The organism is Microcoleus sp. PH2017_28_MFU_U_A (assembly GCF_020738035.1).
Taxonomy (GTDB): domain Bacteria; phylum Cyanobacteriota; class Cyanobacteriia; order Cyanobacteriales; family Microcoleaceae; genus Microcoleus.
Window position 1 is genome coordinate 1 of the sequence record NZ_JAEQCX010000043.1, and the last position, 16,799, is coordinate 16,799.

At 44.5% G+C, this 16,799-nt stretch carries 16 protein-coding genes; 7 read left to right on the forward strand and 9 right to left on the reverse strand.

What is annotated here, in order from left to right:
* The 3 genes from JGK14_RS09565 to JGK14_RS09575 form a co-directional block, all read right to left on the reverse strand.
* On the reverse strand, positions 1–2,331 hold a 2,331-nt coding region (locus tag JGK14_RS09565; RefSeq protein ID WP_325315004.1), incomplete at its 3' end, for a DUF4347 domain-containing protein.
* Between the two features lie 1,000 nt (positions 2,332–3,331).
* Entirely contained in the window at positions 3,332–3,871 is a 540-nt protein-coding gene (locus JGK14_RS09570; RefSeq protein ID WP_325315005.1) for a hypothetical protein, read from the reverse strand.
* Between the two features lie 398 nt (positions 3,872–4,269).
* Positions 4,270–5,766 carry a hypothetical protein gene (locus JGK14_RS09575; protein WP_293211733.1) on the reverse strand — a complete coding sequence of 499 codons (1,497 nt, stop codon included), beginning with the start codon at positions 5,764–5,766 and terminating at the stop codon, positions 4,270–4,272.
* 74 nt (positions 5,767–5,840) lie between these two features.
* Here JGK14_RS09575 and JGK14_RS09580 point away from each other — a divergent pair, with 74 nt between their 5' ends.
* The 5 genes from JGK14_RS09580 to JGK14_RS09600 all read left to right on the forward strand — a co-directional run bounded on the left by JGK14_RS09580 (position 5,841) and on the right by JGK14_RS09600 (position 9,767).
* Positions 5,841–7,502, forward strand: a complete 1,662-nt coding sequence (locus JGK14_RS09580) for an ArnT family glycosyltransferase (protein ID WP_325315006.1) — start codon at positions 5,841–5,843, stop codon at positions 7,500–7,502.
* A gap of 516 nt (positions 7,503–8,018) precedes the next feature.
* Entirely contained in the window at positions 8,019–8,630 is a 612-nt protein-coding gene (locus tag JGK14_RS09585) for a Uma2 family endonuclease (protein WP_293179094.1), read from the forward strand.
* 170 nt (positions 8,631–8,800) lie between these two features.
* Positions 8,801–9,001 (forward strand): hypothetical protein, encoded by a 201-nt coding sequence (locus tag JGK14_RS09590; protein ID WP_106148181.1) that lies wholly within the window; start codon positions 8,801–8,803, stop codon positions 8,999–9,001.
* A 102-nt stretch (positions 9,002–9,103) separates the two neighbouring features.
* Positions 9,104–9,379: a type II toxin-antitoxin system HigB family toxin gene (locus tag JGK14_RS09595; RefSeq protein WP_293211741.1), complete on the forward strand. Its 276-nt coding sequence runs from the start codon at positions 9,104–9,106 to the stop codon at positions 9,377–9,379.
* A complete protein-coding gene (locus tag JGK14_RS09600) occupies positions 9,363–9,767 on the forward strand; it encodes a helix-turn-helix domain-containing protein (RefSeq protein ID WP_293179086.1) in 405 nt (134 codons plus the stop codon). Before JGK14_RS09595 ends, JGK14_RS09600 begins: the two co-directional genes overlap by 17 nt.
* A gap of 131 nt (positions 9,768–9,898) precedes the next feature.
* On the opposite strand, the gene JGK14_RS09605 is transcribed toward JGK14_RS09600, so the two are convergent.
* The 5 genes from JGK14_RS09605 to JGK14_RS09625 all read right to left on the reverse strand — a co-directional run bounded on the left by JGK14_RS09605 (position 9,899) and on the right by JGK14_RS09625 (position 12,271).
* Positions 9,899–10,297 (reverse strand): HNH endonuclease, encoded by a 399-nt coding sequence (locus JGK14_RS09605; RefSeq protein WP_293179079.1) that lies wholly within the window; start codon positions 10,295–10,297, stop codon positions 9,899–9,901.
* Positions 10,298–10,300: 3 nt separating this feature from the next.
* Positions 10,301–10,777: a hypothetical protein gene (locus JGK14_RS09610; protein ID WP_293179076.1), complete on the reverse strand. Its 477-nt coding sequence runs from the start codon at positions 10,775–10,777 to the stop codon at positions 10,301–10,303.
* On the reverse strand, positions 10,774–11,070 hold the full coding sequence (locus JGK14_RS09615) for a hypothetical protein (RefSeq protein WP_325315007.1): 297 nt from the start codon (positions 11,068–11,070) through the stop codon (positions 10,774–10,776). Before JGK14_RS09615 ends, JGK14_RS09610 begins: the two co-directional genes overlap by 4 nt.
* On the reverse strand, positions 11,070–11,480 hold the full coding sequence (locus JGK14_RS09620) for a hypothetical protein (RefSeq protein ID WP_293313093.1): 411 nt from the start codon (positions 11,478–11,480) through the stop codon (positions 11,070–11,072). Before JGK14_RS09620 ends, JGK14_RS09615 begins: the two co-directional genes overlap by 1 nt.
* Positions 11,481–11,737: 257 nt before the next feature.
* Positions 11,738–12,271: a hypothetical protein gene (locus JGK14_RS09625; protein ID WP_293196912.1), complete on the reverse strand. Its 534-nt coding sequence runs from the start codon at positions 12,269–12,271 to the stop codon at positions 11,738–11,740.
* A 12-nt stretch (positions 12,272–12,283) separates the two neighbouring features.
* On the opposite strand from JGK14_RS09625, the gene JGK14_RS09630 reads away from it, so the two are divergent.
* Positions 12,284–12,415: a hypothetical protein gene (locus JGK14_RS09630; RefSeq protein ID WP_293324399.1), complete on the forward strand. Its 132-nt coding sequence runs from the start codon at positions 12,284–12,286 to the stop codon at positions 12,413–12,415.
* Between the two features lie 40 nt (positions 12,416–12,455).
* Here the strand turns inward: JGK14_RS09630 and JGK14_RS09635 are convergent, their stop codons facing one another.
* Positions 12,456–14,612: a choice-of-anchor K domain-containing protein gene (locus JGK14_RS09635; protein WP_293324402.1), complete on the reverse strand. Its 2,157-nt coding sequence runs from the start codon at positions 14,610–14,612 to the stop codon at positions 12,456–12,458.
* A 364-nt stretch (positions 14,613–14,976) separates the two neighbouring features.
* Here JGK14_RS09635 and JGK14_RS09640 point away from each other — a divergent pair, with 364 nt between their 5' ends.
* On the forward strand, positions 14,977–16,581 hold the full coding sequence (locus JGK14_RS09640) for an NB-ARC domain-containing protein (protein ID WP_325315008.1): 1,605 nt from the start codon (positions 14,977–14,979) through the stop codon (positions 16,579–16,581).
* Positions 16,582–16,799 lie beyond the last annotated feature (218 nt).

Sequence of the window (16,799 nt, forward strand, 5' to 3'; positions counted from 1 at the left end):
AGTCGGCGCGGGTGTTGGTGTCGGCGCCGGAGTTGGTGTGGGAGTGGGAGTCGGCGCGGGTGTTGGTGTCGGCGCCGGAGTTGGTGTGGGAGTGGGAGTTGGCGCGGGCGTTGGTGTCGGCGCCGGAGTTGGTGTGGGAGTGGGAGTCGGCGCGGGTGTCGGAGTCGGCGCCGGAGTTGGTGTGGGAGTTGGAGTTGGCACGACTCCATTGGTGTATTCAAAAGAGCCGCTGTCAACGATCGCCCCTGGAATAGTATCGCCATCTTGAGGGCGAGTCACGCCGCGTTGATCCAAAGCCGGTGCGCCACTTGCAACCCCTTTATCAATTGCTGGACTTCCTAATAGCAGAGGCCTTACGAAAGCGCCGTTGATGTTTTGCAGGGGGCCGAGTTTGGGATCTGCGAGAGTCACACTTGCCGTAGCATTGACATCGCTGCCGTCATTGGGGTTTTTGGGCGGCCACTGAAAATTCCCTCCTTGATCGCTATATTGGGCGGTGACGTGTTGCTGAATTCCCCAAGGGTTTCCTCCGTTAGCCGCTGTATTGTTGGAAAGAACCGTGTTTTTGAGGGTGACATTATTGGCATCGGCGAAGATACCTCCACCAACCCAACCGGCACTATTATCGGCGATCGTCGTGTTGACAATAGTTGTGCGTGCACCAAGAGTCATGGCACCGCCCAGTTTGTTGAAATCACCAGCAGCAAACGCGGTGGAGTTGCCAGAAAACGTGCTGTTAGTAATCGTAGCAGGGGCATTTCGCATCCACAGGCCACCACCTTGATTGTTGGCTTTGTTGCCAGCAAAGCTAGTGTTGGTAATAGTCAATCCCTGGTTGGTGCTGTCGCTCAAAACCGTTACCGCACCACCGTTTCCAGGATTTCCACCGCCGGGACTGCCTGTTAGCGCCATAACTTCGTTATTTTGGAAGGTGGTGTTTTCCAAAATTACATTGTCTTGGCTGCCCGTGAACAGATAAGCTGCACCTCCTTCACCTCGACCTTTATTGTTCTGAAATACGCTATTGGTAATCTTGATTGTGCCGGAAGCTTCATTTAGACCGCTGGCTCTGTCTGTGTAAATAGCGCCACCGTTACCCCTTAAACCAGGATTACCTTGACCTGTTGCGTAAGAGGCTGCGCTGGTGTCGTTGCCGATGAATCGCGAATTGTCAATTGTTAACTTGCCCTGAAGGCTGTTAATTGCCCCACCGTTAATTCCCTTGTTGTTGGTGAAGTCGCTGTTGGTGACAGTAAAAGCTTTGGAGCTCAAAAAGCCGATCGCACCTGCACCGCGTTCGTCATTACCCCCCGTCGCGATGTTGCCAGTGAATTTACTGTTCGATACAGTCAGGGTATTGTTGAAATTGCCGAAAATTGCCCCACCACCTTTATCGGCAACGTTGTTATTAAACTGAACGTTGTCTACTGTGAGCCTTACTTCGTCCGTTGTGCCGATCGCCCCACCTGTCCCAGTCGTTTTACCGTTGGCAAGAGTGAGATTTTTGACCGCAAAATTCGTCGCAGTCACAACGTTTGCATTGACAAAAAAGGCACGGGATGAGTTGTTACCGCTGATGGTTAAACCCGCTGCACCGGCGCCGTCAATGGTGAGGTTTTTGCCAACGGGAATATCGATTTGACCGCTGGTAAGGGCGATGGTTTGACCAGCTAGACCAGGAGCGAAGGTAATTGTGTCCCCGGCAACAGCGGAGGCGATCGCAGCTCTCAAGGAACCTGCTCCGCTATCGCTATTACTCGTGACGACGATAGTAGCTAAATCACCTTGGTAATTTGCCATCACATCGGAGTTCAAGGCTAAGTCCGATTCAATTTGACCCTTAGAAAATTCTAAATTCCAGTCGCCGTCTTTACCAGTAATGTTGGTCGATGCGGCAACGTCAGCCCCCGTTAATTGGCTTAACTTGTCAACGAAATTAGCGCCTGTACCTGCTGCTACATCGCAACCGTACAGCATGATGTCGGCTTCTGGAGCTAGTGAAGTCTGCCACTTTTCCAACTGGCTTTTGTATTGATCGATGTTATCTGAACCCAGAGCGGTATTACCGAGTTGCAGGCTGCCAGAACTGCCGTGAGAAATAATGTGTACCGAGTCGATCGCCCCGTTGGTAGAGGCGTAGTTTTCAATTTCAGACGTAATTTGTTGGATGCCATTTTTGGTGCTATCGAGGATTACTACCTGCTGCCCAGGTAGCACTCCCGCTGCAATTGACTCGTAATCTTCCACCCCGGAATCAATGAATACTAAGGAACGTGGGTGCAATTTTTCCAAAGAAGATTGTGAGTTAGTTTGAGCGAATGTAGAACTCATTTGTGATACTCCATTAAGGGCGTTATTGGTAGATACAGCCCAGGAGTGTTCTTATCAGTCTTATTTGAATTCATATTAACACCTATTTTGAAAATAGTGCAACATTTACTAATCAATTATTTAAATGTTTTATTTTCCGGATTGTACTTACTTCCGCTTGTAGTTACTCAATTTTTTGGTGAGAATTGTTGAAATATCTAACAAATATGTGGCGCATATTCAAAAAAATCCAGCTTTTTTGAAGCCGGACTTTTTCAGCATTATTGGCTGCAAATACCGATAATTATAGGCATTAAAAAATGGGTGCAACGGTAATTACTTACTGAGTAACCCCTCTAAATTAGATTTACTATTGTTGATTTTACTCAGATAATTTGCGTAGATAGACACGGTTTAGTCGTGTCCATACCTGTATTAGGTCAAATTTTAAAATGAATTATATAATACATTTTGAATAATTCAGCCAATTAAAACAAAGAATGCAACTTTAGGCGCGATCGAAATTACCAGAAAGAATTGGTTGAAAGCCGGAGTCCCGGGAGTAATTAAAAGAAGACTATTCATTACTCCAATCCTCGGACTTCCCGGTAGAGGTCGCCCTCAACCCAACGACCGGCTTTTCGGGCAAGCTGTCAACTGTCAACTGTCAACTGTCAACTGTCAACTGAAGAGCGACCTCAGTCATCCCCACTTTGAAAATCTAAAATTGTACGAGATAGGCTGCGTGGCTGGCTAGATTTTTGAGACACCAGAATACTGATACCAAGTAGGTTTGGTGGCATTTACTAAGCATCAAAACAGTCTGAGATTAAGTGCCGATTAATCGATCGCACTTAAGTTGTTTGCGCGCGGGCACAGGAACTTTGCGGAGTTGGGCCGTCACTACACTACAAAGGCTATGAGAATTATTCAACGGGAGTTGATACGATCGATCGCAGATTCAGTCAGATCGCATCCTCGCGCCCCGTCAGGCGGCTAATGACAATTCCATTGTGGCCAATCACCGTGTTTCACGCTCCACACCCTCAATTACAGCACTCTCCTTAGCAAACAACCGATCGCGCGCGCGGCCGTTGCTGAGTGTGTCGCTATCTCGATCGGCATAACACGAACCCAGTCCGTTTTTGTCACTCAGGGAACTGTGCCATTTTAGCAATTGGCTGTCATCTGGTTCGAGGCAATCTGAACTGCCGCCAAAAATTGTGCAAACTTTGTCAATCTCTCTAATCAGGATAGAGGCATATTTTTGAAGTGCCGAGATAACTTGCTGGATCCCGTCAGACATAGACTTGACTAAAATTACTGCAAGCGTCGCGAAAATCCCAGAGACAAAATATCCGCCGTCATTGATGCTGGAGTCATTAAATGCAAAACTTCTGGATCCGGGATTTTGGTATTCCGAGGCGGGATTGGTTTCCGTCAAAGAAGTGAACATATTCCTTCCTCCAAAAGGGTGTTGGCTGGTAGATGTACCCTTGGAGTCAGAGCGTTGGAAACAGGCAGGAACTAGGTTGGTTTGGCTCGCGGCTATTGCACTCATCTATCAGTTTCGCCTATTTCTCTGGTGCTGCCATCCGCGATCGCACGGAATTTATATTTTCTGTATTTTCCCCAATTGGCGATCGGTCAGTAATTACCGATAGATCCAGTATCCTGTAGGTGACCGCTTCAACAAAGTGTCCTCAAAACCCCCGATTGCGATCGATCGACCCCATCTAACATCTCAAACCTCAAATGCTCGCTCGCAAGTTAGGTACGTAGTTGCGCTTCAGCGCTCTTTCAATATATAAGAGCGCCCAAGCGCAACTACATACCTTAATTACGTAGTTGCGCTTCAGCGCTCTTTCAATATATAAGAGCGCCCAAGCGCAACTACGTACCTTATGAAGTACCTTATATTTAATGTCAAAGTTGCCTCCGGCCCGACAACACCACCGTTCACGAGTCTGTAGTAGAGGGCGGTTTCTTTCCCGCATTCCGAATATTAATAATCTTGTTGAGCGCCTCGAACCAAAAACCAGCTCCCATAGAAATCGCTACGCCACTCAACATCCAACCAAACAATTTTGCCATCAAAGCCGGCAACAATACATTCCCCTGGGCGTCTAGTTCTAACCTGTTCGGTTCGCTCCAGCCAAAAGGTAGAGCTACATTATCCAAAGCTCGATCGACCTGATTTTGAACTTTTGTGAGATTGGTTAAATTATCCAATTTTGTGTTAGCATTTTTTTCCACCAATTGCTTAGCGTACAAATTAACAGTCGATCGCAACATCGAATCCTTCGACAACCGATTAACAATATTAATGCTATCAGCGTTAGCAGCCAGGGCGATCGTAGTTCCGAGCAAAATCGCCACCCCTCTAGAATTCCGCTTGTAAACCCCCGAAGCACGCTCCATCGATCGATCGAACCAACCTTCAATTTCTTTCTGAAACCGCTGCAACTGCTCTTGAGTATCTCCACCGCCTGTTTCAGCGCGCTGCGCCAAAATATAAAGGCTGCGTTTCAAAGATTCTGGCATACTGTCCAAGGTTTCTTGAATTTGTTTGTAAATCGGACTCTCCTCTTTCTCATCCATAATTTGTGCTACCGTATCCTGAGTTTTCCTAACTTTCCTCACGGTATTTAACAAATTGCTCAAACTCGGTTGCAGTTGCGCCCGCAACGCCGCCCGCTCAAACTCACTATCAAAACTCGCCTTAATAAAAGCCATCTGTCTCTGAAATTCTCTTCCTCCCTGCTCGGTTTCGGGCAGATAAACCTGAGAATCATTAATATAAAATCCCAACTTTTCCGACATTCGATCCAAACTGTTGTTCAAACTTCCCAAATCGTTTTTATAATCTTCAACAACTCGATTGAACTCCGCAGTCAGCCAGCCAAATTCTTGCTCAATAATTGGTTTAGTAGACTCCGGCAGATTCAGACCCTCTCCAATCACTTGAATTTGTGCCAACTGTAAATCTTTAAATCTTTCCAGTCTGCTTTTAGACAGCGATTCCACCAAAGGAGAAATTTTTAAAGTATCCAAAAGACTCGCAGCAAAACTATCGGCTGGAATATAAGACGGCCCTGTTGATTTATTGCCAAAAACATTCTTAGTACCAGTCATTCGGCGGTATAAATCTCCCATGCGGTGGGTAAACGAACGAAATCCCTGTGATAGAAGACCTTTCGCTCCTTGATTCAAATCCTTGATAATCGGATTGGCATAAATTGAATTTGCCAACAGTCCGACTCGCTGCAATTGCAGCGGATCTTTGGTGGCTTCGCTGCCTCCAGAAATCAGCACCTCGATCGACTTCTTTAAATGTTCCGCCCGCCACTGCAAAACAGTAGCAATCAGTTCCTGAATTTCGGAAGCTAGCAAGCTTAAAGTCAGGTAGATAAACACTAAGCCAATTATAATATCTATGATTACAGGTAAGTTCATGGTATTGCCCCGATCGCAAATAACTGCTGTATAAGTTTACCTTCTCTTTGGGACGCTAAAAACTCTCTTAAGTTATGTCAGAAATCTTTCGATTCCTAAGCCGCAAACCGAAAACTCGCTTCAATGACAGCTTGACAGACAAACTGTGGATGCTGGCTTTTCTGTTGGCTGCGGTGCTGATTTTCGCGCTGAATCTGGGCGGCGTGGCGTTGCGGGATTGGGATGAAGGGATTGCAGCCCAGGTAAGCCGCGAAATTTGGCGCGGTAATTTAAATTGGCTGTATCCGACGATCGGCTCTATGCCTTATTTAAACAAGCCGCCGCTGGTACACTGGCTGATCGGGCTGTGTTTTCGCGTCGGTGGTGTCAGCGAATTGACGGCGAGGTTGGTACCGGCAATGCTGACAGCTTCTTCTGTGCCACTTCTTTACGCCATTGGCAGGGAGTTGTTTCCCAGACGCTCGATCGCCATTTTTTCGGCTCTCGTTTATCTGACGCTGCTTCCGGTACTGCGGCACGGACGTTTGGCGATGTTAGACGGAGCAGTTTTGTGTTTTTTGCTGGCATCGATGTGGTGTTTGCTGCGATCGCGCCGCGACTTGCGCTACGCTTTGGGCGCGGGGATTGGCTTCGGACTCATTTGCTTGACTAAAGGCGTGATGTTGGGGCTGCTACTGTGCGCGATCGGCTTTGTTTTCCTGGTTTGGGATACCCCGCGACTGCTAACTTCTGGGTATCTTTGGGGCGGATTGGCGATCGGAACTTTGCCAGTAGCTGCTTGGTATTTTGCCCAATGGCTGCACTACGGCCAAGATTTCATCAACGCTAATTTATTTAACCAATCTTTCCGGCGCATTTGGGAACCCGTAGGCAATCACAAAGGCCCGCCCTGGTATTATCTGTTAGAAATTTTAGAATCAGCATGGCCGTGGCAGTTATTTTGGCTGCAAGGGCTGCGCTTGAGTTGGGAAAATCGCAATTTTCCCGGTGCAAAATTAGTATTAGTTTGGACGGGAGTATATCTGCTGGCTATTTCTGTGATGAATACCAAATTACCTTGGTATGTTTTGCCAGTTTATCCAGCTTTTGCTTTGGCAGTTGGTAGCTATCTCGCTGAAGTTTGGGAACAAATGTCAGTCCCGGAAGAATCCGCAAAAGATGAAACAGAAGAATATTTTAATGCTATATCTCTGTTGCCTCATCCGGCAATTTTGGTAGTAATAGCCGTAGTTGGTGTCGTCGGCTGCGCGTACTTCAGTGGCTGGATACGGCTGGGCGGACAAATTGTGTCCCCCCAGGGCGATTTGCAGTTAATGCTGATGTTTGTAGCTTTGACAATGGCGCAAGCCGCCGTATTGCTCCACCGCAAAGACCGACAGTTTCTGTTAGTTTTAATTTGGGGAACTTACGTTACGCTGTTAGTATTTGTCGCTTCCGATAACTGGGTTTGGGAACTCGCGGAGGATTATCCAGTGAAGCCGATCGCCGAAATTGTCCGCCAAGGAACCCCAGCCGGCCAGCAAGTCTTTACATCTCATAAATTACCTCGTCCGTCGCTGAATTTTTATAGCGAGAGACAAGTTATTGTCGCCGACAGCCCGACGCTACAACAGAAATGGCAAACTCTTCCTCAACCTTATTTTTTGTTAGAGAAACCTGTTTTAAAACATCTAGGTTTGAAGAATGCTGAGGTTGTCAAAACAGCCGATGATTGGGTTTTAGTAACTAGAAAATAAGCGATCGTGTTGCCAAAAGATACCGTAGGAGCGGGTTTCACCAACCATATGTACCATTAATTGATAGAATAAATAAACCCGCCCCGCCCGACAAATAACCTCGACCGACATCATTTTTATTTGATTTTCCACAATTATTTTAGGGGCGAACTCACCAACCATCTGTGCCGCTAACAGACAAAAACAATAAACCAGCCCTGCCCAACAAATAACCTCGACCGACATCATTTTTCTGCGATTTAAATGCGCTAATTCCACTCTCGGTTAATGAAGATTATTCGTCTGTTTAGGGCGGGTTTATAGAGATAGTCTGTCAATTTTAAATTTGGTTTGTGAACCCGCCCCTACAGGATTTTGGTGAACAGGAATCATTAACCCGCTTCGCCCGAAAAAAAATATCGATCGCCTTTTAGAGGAATGGAATGTTCATTTTTGAAAATATTTTAGAAGTAGTAGAGTTTCCAGAAAAATGTTATACTAAACAAAAGTATTAGTTAAATGATCTGCGATCGAACTATGCAACTTACCGAACAGCGATACTACTCGACCGAGGAATATCTAGCACTAGAGGAGGCTGCTGAGTGCAAAAGCGAATATATTGACGGTGAAATATTTCCTATAGCCGGTGGCTCTACAAATCACAATCGGATTGCTGGCAATTTCTACGCGGCGTTAAATTTTGCTTTCAAGACTGAAGATTATGAAGTTTTCATGAGTGATGTCCGCTTGTGGATGCCCAAGAGGCGCATCTATACCTATCCCGATGTGATGGTAGTATGTGGCAAGCCGGAATATTATAATAACCGCACGGATATGATTACTAATCCCAGAGTTATTATTGAGGTTTTGTCAGAGTCAACTAAAGGATACGATCGCGGCAAAAAGTTTGAGGGATACCGCACGATTCCCACGGTTGAGGAATATTTGTTGCTGGATCAAAATCGGAAATATATCGAACATTTTTCTAAGACGGATAATAAGCGATGGTCGTTTGCTGAGTACAATGAATCGGATGAGTCGATCGCGCTTGCTTCAGTATCCTTTGAAATTTCTGTGGCAGATATCTATAATAAGGTGAATTTTGAAGAGGTAGATGCAGAAATCGCACCGGAAATTGGAGAAGTTTGATTCGGTGAATTTGTGGCAGATTTATTGGCGGGCGATCGCACTTTTTGTCGTAAAGGGCGATCGCCGTAGCCCGTAGCCAACTTGTGTCATTATACGATGAGCCATAATAGACAAGACCGCAACTCTTGTAGTGCGATCGATTAACCAGCAACTATTGGAGAGTTTGATTTATGCTAATTGAGAAGATCGTTCAAGAATTACAAGACATCCCCGAAGACAAACTCGCAGAAATCTATGACTTGATTCACTATTTTCGCCTTGGATTAGGACGAGAACAGCCACAGCCGCGCACCCCTGGTTTACTGACGGGAAAACTCGGTGATGCTTTTTTTGAACCGCTACCATTCGAGGAACTGGAACAATGGGAATAAGCTACCTCATTTCGCGCATACTTGACAAAAAAAATTAGCTTAGCTAAGATAAAGTTTAGTTGAAATTGCCTATAACATATGCACATAATCAGCTACCGGCAGATGCGTGAATATAGCGAAAGTCATGCTGATTGTCTGGAAGCCCTGGATAACTGGTTTAAAATTGCTAACAAAGCTAAATGGTCAAATTTAGTTGAAGTGCAATCTGTTTTCCCTAAAGCTGAAGCCGTGGGAGGTTTTACGGTTTTCAATATCAAAGGGAACAACTACCGATTGATAGTTAGTATCGATTATGAAAGCCAGTTAATTTATATCAAATACATTTTTACTCATGCTGAATATGATAAGGAAAAATGGAAAAATGACCCTTATTTTTAATCCAGATAAATACAAAGAGTTATTGTCTCAGTATCAGCCAAAAATAATTAGAAATGAAGCTGAGAATGAAAAAGCTTTGGTGATGGTGGAAGAGTTGATGCACCGTCGCGATCGCACTCCTGAAGAAGATGAGTTATATGAGTTGTTGATTGCATTGATTGAAAAATTTGAGCAAGAATACTACGCACCGGGAGCAACGGCTACACGTCGTTCACTGTTGTTGTTTTTGATGGAACAGCGATCGCTAAAACCTGCGGATTTAGTGGGAATTATTGGCTCTGAAGAAGGAGTATATCAATTGGTTAACGGTGAGGGATATTTCAGCAAAGAGCAGGCGTTGATTCTGGGTAGTTTGTTTCATGTAGAGCCGAGTTTATTTACTAACTAACACATAGGGCCCAGAAACCGGGTTTTTGCGAAAATACTTCGCCGCAGCCAACAGATTCGGTAAAAACCCGGTTTCTTTAGTCGTAGTGCGTATCGATCGCCCTATTATGAACTAGAGAGCGTGAAGCGAAGCTATCCCGAAGGGAATCGCCTGCGTTCGGCCAGTCGCTCATCGCTGTTAAGCTGTAGCAAATTGACAGTTGTGCGCCCTTCTGGAGTTAACCCAATAATCAGGGCATCATCATCCAATGTAAAGTGTTCGGGCCAGTTCTGCGTCCGGGGGTTGAAGAGGAAACTAAAAGCGCTAGTCTGGGGATCGAAAGAACCGAGATCTGTCCCTTTATATCGGTTGCACCGCCAGCAAGCCAAGGCGAGATTATCCGCATCAGTTGTACCTCCGTGCTTCACTGCAATTATGTGGTCAATTTCGTGAGGGAAGAAACTCAAAGAAATTCCCAGCAGACAATACTCGCAGCGGTAGGAAGCGCGTTCTTCAATATATCGGCGAAGGGTGGCAGAAATATAAGTCACAAATCAAGATTGGCGAGTGAGATAAGGTAGGTTGCCCATTTTGAGCATGATTACTAGATGTTCAATCCGCTCGTATTCATCTAGTTCTAGTTGTTCTGGGGAAGTCAGTTCACCGGCTTTGCTGCGTGTTACCAATATCCGCAGGCGTTCTTGCATCTCAGGAGTGGGGCGGAAGGCTGCGATTTCTTCTGCTGTGGGCGCGCTGGCAAGAAAGTTTAAAATATAGCGGTAGGTGCGGGAGGGCAATACTGGTTGCTCGACGCACAGGCGCAAGAGTTCTGGCAGTTGTTCGCCCAAGAGTGCGAGTTGCTCTGAGAGATCGTCGGGAACTTCAATGGTGATGGTTGTCACTGGTAAAACCCTCAAAGTGGAGGAGCTATTACTTATTCTAAGGCTTTTTGTCGAAAGGGCGATCGCACTTTTTGTCGTTAAGGGCGATCGCATTTTTTTGAACCACAGACGAGCGCTGGTTTTTGTCAAGATTGCAAAATGTATTGACTGATAATATTTTTGAATTCTTGAGGAGATTCTTTGGCAATCGCCGCTCCTAAATCGGGACGCACAACCCACCACCACACCAGTTGTTCTAAACGATCGGGAGAATCTTCATTAGGACACCATTCGATCGTACTTTCATTGACACCAATAATGTTAGCATAAAGGTCATTAGCAATGGCAACACGATCGTCTAGCTTTTCAAACTGTACGATATCTTGCCAGCTAATTTCATTGGGAATAGAATTGAGGATTGATTGGATATCTAGAGTCAGCATTAAACTGTTCCTCCGAAAGCTATAATAACTCTAATGCCAAAGTCTTGTTGTTCTGCAAAAGATTGAGTGCTGAGCCATCCTCTCACGGTTAGAGTGATCGTACCTGTGAGTTCAGGTTGGAGGGAGTTGTAGAAATTGGTAATTTCCTGATGAATTGACCCAGTACCGTGTTCGAGTCGGACGAGATTGCCTGTATTGTGTATTGCTTGAGCCCCGAATCTCTGTAAATTTGATGTTGTTTGCCCAACTATATGATGCCACGCTAACCCCGATCCTGCCACCCCCATCGTTCTTTTAAATTCACCAAATGTTTGAAAGCCTTGTCCGGCTGTTATGGGTGAGATGACTGTCCTTGATGCTAGTTCTCTAGCTAGTCGTCTCGCTATTTCTCGTCGAGTTTCGTCTGTCATTTATGCGAGTTAGCTTTGACTAATTTGACTTAATCCTATCATGGATGAAGGGCGATCGCACTTTTTAGCAAGCGCAGATAAACGGGATGGATGATGATGGATAAAAACGCGATTTATCTGTATTATGACTCACGCATAGTGCCCAGAAACCGGGTTTTTGCGAAAATACTTCGCCGCAGCCAACAGATTCGGTAAAAACCCGGTTTCTTTGTCGGAGCGCATAAACCCTAGAATATTTATTCTAGGGCTTTAGTGCGTTACTGACATCCCCGAATATTCCTTCTAATTCCTGACCATTCATTAGCTAAACTAGATTGAGAACTAGAAATTTTCCGACCCAACATTTGAGGATTTCTTTCATAGAAAATCAGGTCGGCTTTATAGTCACATATTTTTACTTTGTCGTTGGTGTTTGAAGGTGTACCGTAGTTAGAAAAGTTGGCTAGTTGTTCAATAGACATCATACTCTCATTCGTGCGAGCACCAATTACCCATGTAGGATAGGTAAAAACTCTGGCTCTTTGGCACTGCGAATTAAATTCACCATTTCTACCATTGGGGTAGCATTCAATGTATTGAACTTGGCTGAAGGAATCTCCGAACAATTGCGCCTGTCTTCGAGTGTAAGGACACCAAGAAGCGCCATATAGCTTAGCGCCTGCTTGTTTGAGATGGTAGGCTAGAGATGCGGCGGTTTGTGCAGTGGCTGGTTTTACTAGACTGGTACAATCTATGCCAATTGCACTGATTAGGGCTAGTATTCCTAATATCTTGAATTTTAGTTTAATCATGATTCAAGGTCTATGAGAGGGTTGGGATTTAAGGAAGGTGGTTGTGGGGAAGTGTGGGTATTGGGGATTGTTTTTAAGGGCGATCGCACTTTTTGTGTTAAGGGCGATCGCACTTTTTGTCGTAAGGGCGATCGCACTGATTAATATTGTGATGACGAAACTCTTGGGCGAATTTCCCAGAGCATCATCCTATCTGGGTAATTGGGTCGTTCAGCGGTATCGTAAACAAGGAATTTTTCACAATATCTGGTGGCGTGTTAATAGCTACGCCAAAGATATTTGTATAGACACCTATAATGTCGTTGTTTTCCGTGTACTGAATAATGGTGTCTAAAGTCCCATCTTGATTGACATCAGTAGGGGTGAAGCTGAGAATGTCTATGGGTACGCCTCCATTGATGCCAATTAGATCGCCTTCACTTGCATTGAAGTCAAGTATCCAATCAGCCGCCGCCGCATTAGTTTCTTCTGTACCTGTATCTGTTCTCAAGATAAAAACATCTGTCCCGCTACCACCAGTTAGCCGATCTGTTCCCTTCTCACCGATTAAAATATCGTCTCCGTCATTGCCAAAAATTTCATCATTGTTTTGTCCACCCCGCACTAAATCATTGCCAGCACCTCCTGAGATGAAATCATCACCTTCGTTGCCGTTGAGAATATCATTGCCATCATCGCCTAAAATGCGATCGCTTCCTTTTCCGCCTCGCAGGTAATCATTGCCGATAGCCCCTTCGATAGTATCAGCACCTCTGGCTGCGAATACTACATCAGTTACGGGCGATCCTAAGATTTTTTCATTATTATCAGAACCTAGCACACCCCCCGGATTTTCAGCCATTATTGCTTGAGTAATCTGAAATGTAGTTCCCGTATCTGTTGGGGGATTAACTTGGCTAGCACTTCTTATTGTTCTTGGAGCACCTATTAGAACATCTACTACAGCCCCTGCCAATGGGTAAACTAGATCTCTCAAAATTCCATTTTGTGCATCAGCAATTGTGTTTCTAAAGCCCTTAACAGCCTCTTTAATATCATTGCTAAATTGACGCAGCGTCTCTTGATCCTGAGTAAAAATAGTCACTGGTACGATTTTACCAAATAAATCAGCGGTAGCTGTGCTATTCTCCGGTGCATCAAACTGTCCTACAGGTTCTCCATTTGAAGCAAACCCATATAGATCAAGGGTATATTTAGCATTTATAACCTTAATCCTCTCTTCGGATAAACCCGCACCTGAAAAAGTTAGGCGATCTGCATCCAGAACCGCATCCCCAGTTGTGTTATTTGTTGCTTGATTTTTGATTGCATAATTAAATGTCTGGGGACTATTTTCTGGTTGGGTTATCGAAAGATTAATATTAAGAGTGGTATCTATCGATCTGGGTGAATTTTCGGCATTTACTCCATTCTTATAAGTAAGTTTTCCAAGCTTAAAAAGCATATTTGTTGGTGTAGTAAACGGAGTTCCGTCAAACTGCACAAAACTTACAAATTCAGGTATACCTAAACTAAATTTATTGCTGCCACCTCCAAAAGTACCAGTGGTTGAACCTGTGAAATTTGGGTTGGTAGTATCAACATCTATATTGCCTGTTCCTGGAGAACGTAACCGATTTGAATCCAATCTCGTCCCATCCTTTAGAGTATAAGATCCTCCCTTTCTAAAGAATGTGTCCTCTTTGTGAGCAGAGCCATGACTACCAGCAAGAGGGGTTTCTCCTGGTTGTGTAAATGAATTTTTATTAAAAAAGAAATCTCTAGTTCCTATGGGATCTTGGTATCCTAATTTACTGGTATGGAACGCATTCACTTGCTTAGCATCAGTAGGGTCTAGGCGATCTGTGGGCATTTTTCCATCAAATCCAGCCCCAGCAGCATCTAAACCTGTGATAAGATTTATCTGATTACCTGTAAGTTCTCGATACTTAGCTCCAGCAGAACCAGCCACATGACCCCCTAAACTGTGACCTATTAGTTCAGTTTTGTTAGGGTTAACACCCTTTTCTTTCAGATACTCAGCAAGTTTTTCACCAGCTTCTTTCGTGTTTTTTGCCGCACCGAAGTAATCTACATTGATACCAAAAATATCGATTCCTAGTTTAGCACCACTTTCCCAATCCGTCACGACAATATTTGCGTTAGGATCTAGTTCTCGGATGACTTGAGCTTTTTCTGCTACCCAGTCAGCAGGCGTAAAATTATTCTTTGCGTTACCACCAGTATTATTCCATCCATGAGTAATTACATAAGTATTCTGGTTAGGCTCGATCGGTCGTGACTGAAAACCGTTATTTCCCCAGGTATTAAAGTTGATTTCTCCAAAACTAGCCTGTGCCATGATTCTAACTCCTTCTGAATATCAATAATGAACTAAGCTATTGATGAAAAAGCTGATAAGTAAATTGGATCGGTCTTTCACTCATCCTTTACAGGGGAAACAGTATAAATAACAACTTTTTACCCAAGAATTTCAAAACCGATACCTAACTGCGAGGCAAATGCTTGCTCATCTTGGCTTCACCCCGATCTGTAGCCTCAAGCCAAGCTCATCTTATGACAATAATCCATAATCCCTGCTCTGTCCCGGCTCAACGGCTCACCATTTGGCTCAACAAAAAAGGCTCATTCGGCTCATTTGGCTCATTTGGCTCACCAAATATGGTAAAATTGCATCAAGGAAAAATAGTAATGTGTAAATAGCAATGGCTGGTTTGCTCAGAGCATCCGAAGAAGGATTGAAAATCATTGATATGGTGCGACGCAACCTCGAATGGAATAAAGCAGATGAACTCTGGTGTCAGGCTGCTCTCACTTCAAAAGCAACTTTAAAGCGATTTTGGACGCAGCAACCAATTAGACGAGAGACTTTTATACACATTTGCAAAGCTGTAGGTGTGAAAAACTGGCAAGACATTGTTGCGCGAGAAATTCATGAACCAGAATTACTATTAGCCGCGATCGCAGATATCCCCCTAGACAACCAAACCGATCGCACTTTCCCCCTCCCCGAAAACTTACCCCCCGTCAGAAATTGGGTACAGCGCACCAAAGAACTCGAAATCTTAAAAACTACTATCGTTAACTCAGATATCACCGCCATCTCAATAGTCGGATTACCGGGAATCGGAAAAACCACCCTCATCAGCCAACTAATTCGCCAACTCCACACAGAAAATACCCCCTTCACCTGCGCCGCTTGGCAATCCTTGCAATCCGCAACAGGCAAAGCACCCCCCTGCGATCGCACAATTGACTCCCTGCTATTCACCCTCTCCAACGGCGAGATTACCGCCACCACCAACGCTGAAAATGACTGCGGCAAAAAAACCGAAAATCTGCTCAAAATCCTCAGAGAAAAACCTTGCTTGCTCGTATTCGATCGCGCCGACACACTTTTGAAAACAGGAGAAGCCAAAGCCGCTGGTTATTTCGCCGAAGATTGTGCAGAATATGCTTGGTTATTCAAACAACTATTAGAAACAGAACATCAAAGCAAAATCATCTTCACCAGTCGCGAAAGCCTAGCCGAATTGCCGCCCACAGTCACCCGCGAAATCCAGCTCAACGGATTGGATCGAGATAGCGCAATTTCCCTGTTGCAATCTTTTAATCTGACTGCAAATCCAGAAGAATTAGCGGAAATGGGCGATCGCTATTCTGGACATCCCAAAGCCTTACAACTCGTCGCAGCCTTAATTCGAGATGATACGGAGTTTCAAGGAAATGTCGGGCATTTTTTACACAATAGAGACTGGTTGCTGATTCGAGATATTGAAAGTGCGATCGATGAAATGATAGCGCGTCTGGGCGACGGCGAACAAACTTGTCTCAGCCGAATTTCCGTCTATCAAACCTCAGAATATCCGCTATCTTTTGCAGGAATTAGCGCTCAAATGCCAGAAGTTAGCAAATATGAACTTAAAGAAAATATTATTCAAGCACTCAAACGCAGGCAATTGCTATATTACGATCGCCATCTCAAATCCTATCAGTTGCATCCGCTAATTCAAGAAAAGGGCGAGCATCTCTTAAATCAAAATTCCGAAAATGTCCGTACAGCGCACAGCCAAGCTTATAATTATTATATCAGCATTCCCCTCAAGCCGGAATCGGAATGGCAAGATATCGAGGATATTCAGCCCTTAATCAGAGCGCACTATCATGCTTCTCAAGCACAAGATTTAGATGCAGCAAATGCGATTATTTCTGAAGTTTGTGAGTATCTGCGGCAGTGGAATTGTGCAGGATTAGTGTGTGGAAATATAGAGTTGCCATTGCTAATCGAAAAACCTTATTTCACAAACTAGACATCGTAGAAACAGCCATAGTTCAAGGTTATTCCATCGAACTTTACCGTCAAAGCAATTATAGCTTTTCTCAAAGAGATGAGGTATGACTGACAGCTTGTATAATAGCATTTTTCAAATATCCGATAGAGTTCGAGGACGACAAAAGATTGCAATTTATCGACTTTCCCTTTTTGCTAAAGTCTGTCATAACTTTTAAAAAATGGTATAAGAGGGCT

Coding starts and splice junctions, on each gene's coding strand:
- JGK14_RS09570 (WP_325315005.1), bottom strand. CDS start 3,871: ATGAGTGCAATAGCCGCGAGCCAAACCAACCTAGTTCCTGCCTGTTTC.
- JGK14_RS09575 (WP_293211733.1), bottom strand. CDS start 5,766: ATGAACTTACCTGTAATCATAGATATTATAATTGGCTTAGTGTTTATC.
- JGK14_RS09580 (WP_325315006.1), top strand. CDS start 5,841: ATGTCAGAAATCTTTCGATTCCTAAGCCGCAAACCGAAAACTCGCTTC.
- JGK14_RS09585 (WP_293179094.1), top strand. CDS start 8,019: ATGCAACTTACCGAACAGCGATACTACTCGACCGAGGAATATCTAGCA.
- JGK14_RS09590 (WP_106148181.1), top strand. CDS start 8,801: ATGCTAATTGAGAAGATCGTTCAAGAATTACAAGACATCCCCGAAGAC.
- JGK14_RS09595 (WP_293211741.1), top strand. CDS start 9,104: ATGCGTGAATATAGCGAAAGTCATGCTGATTGTCTGGAAGCCCTGGAT.
- JGK14_RS09600 (WP_293179086.1), top strand. CDS start 9,363: ATGACCCTTATTTTTAATCCAGATAAATACAAAGAGTTATTGTCTCAG.
- JGK14_RS09615 (WP_325315007.1), bottom strand. CDS start 11,070: ATGCTGACTCTAGATATCCAATCAATCCTCAATTCTATTCCCAATGAA.
- JGK14_RS09620 (WP_293313093.1), bottom strand. CDS start 11,480: ATGACAGACGAAACTCGACGAGAAATAGCGAGACGACTAGCTAGAGAA.
- JGK14_RS09625 (WP_293196912.1), bottom strand. CDS start 12,271: ATGATTAAACTAAAATTCAAGATATTAGGAATACTAGCCCTAATCAGT.
- JGK14_RS09630 (WP_293324399.1), top strand. CDS start 12,284: ATGAGAGGGTTGGGATTTAAGGAAGGTGGTTGTGGGGAAGTGTGGGTA.
- JGK14_RS09635 (WP_293324402.1), bottom strand. CDS start 14,612: ATGGCACAGGCTAGTTTTGGAGAAATCAACTTTAATACCTGGGGAAAT.
- JGK14_RS09640 (WP_325315008.1), top strand. CDS start 14,977: ATGGCTGGTTTGCTCAGAGCATCCGAAGAAGGATTGAAAATCATTGAT.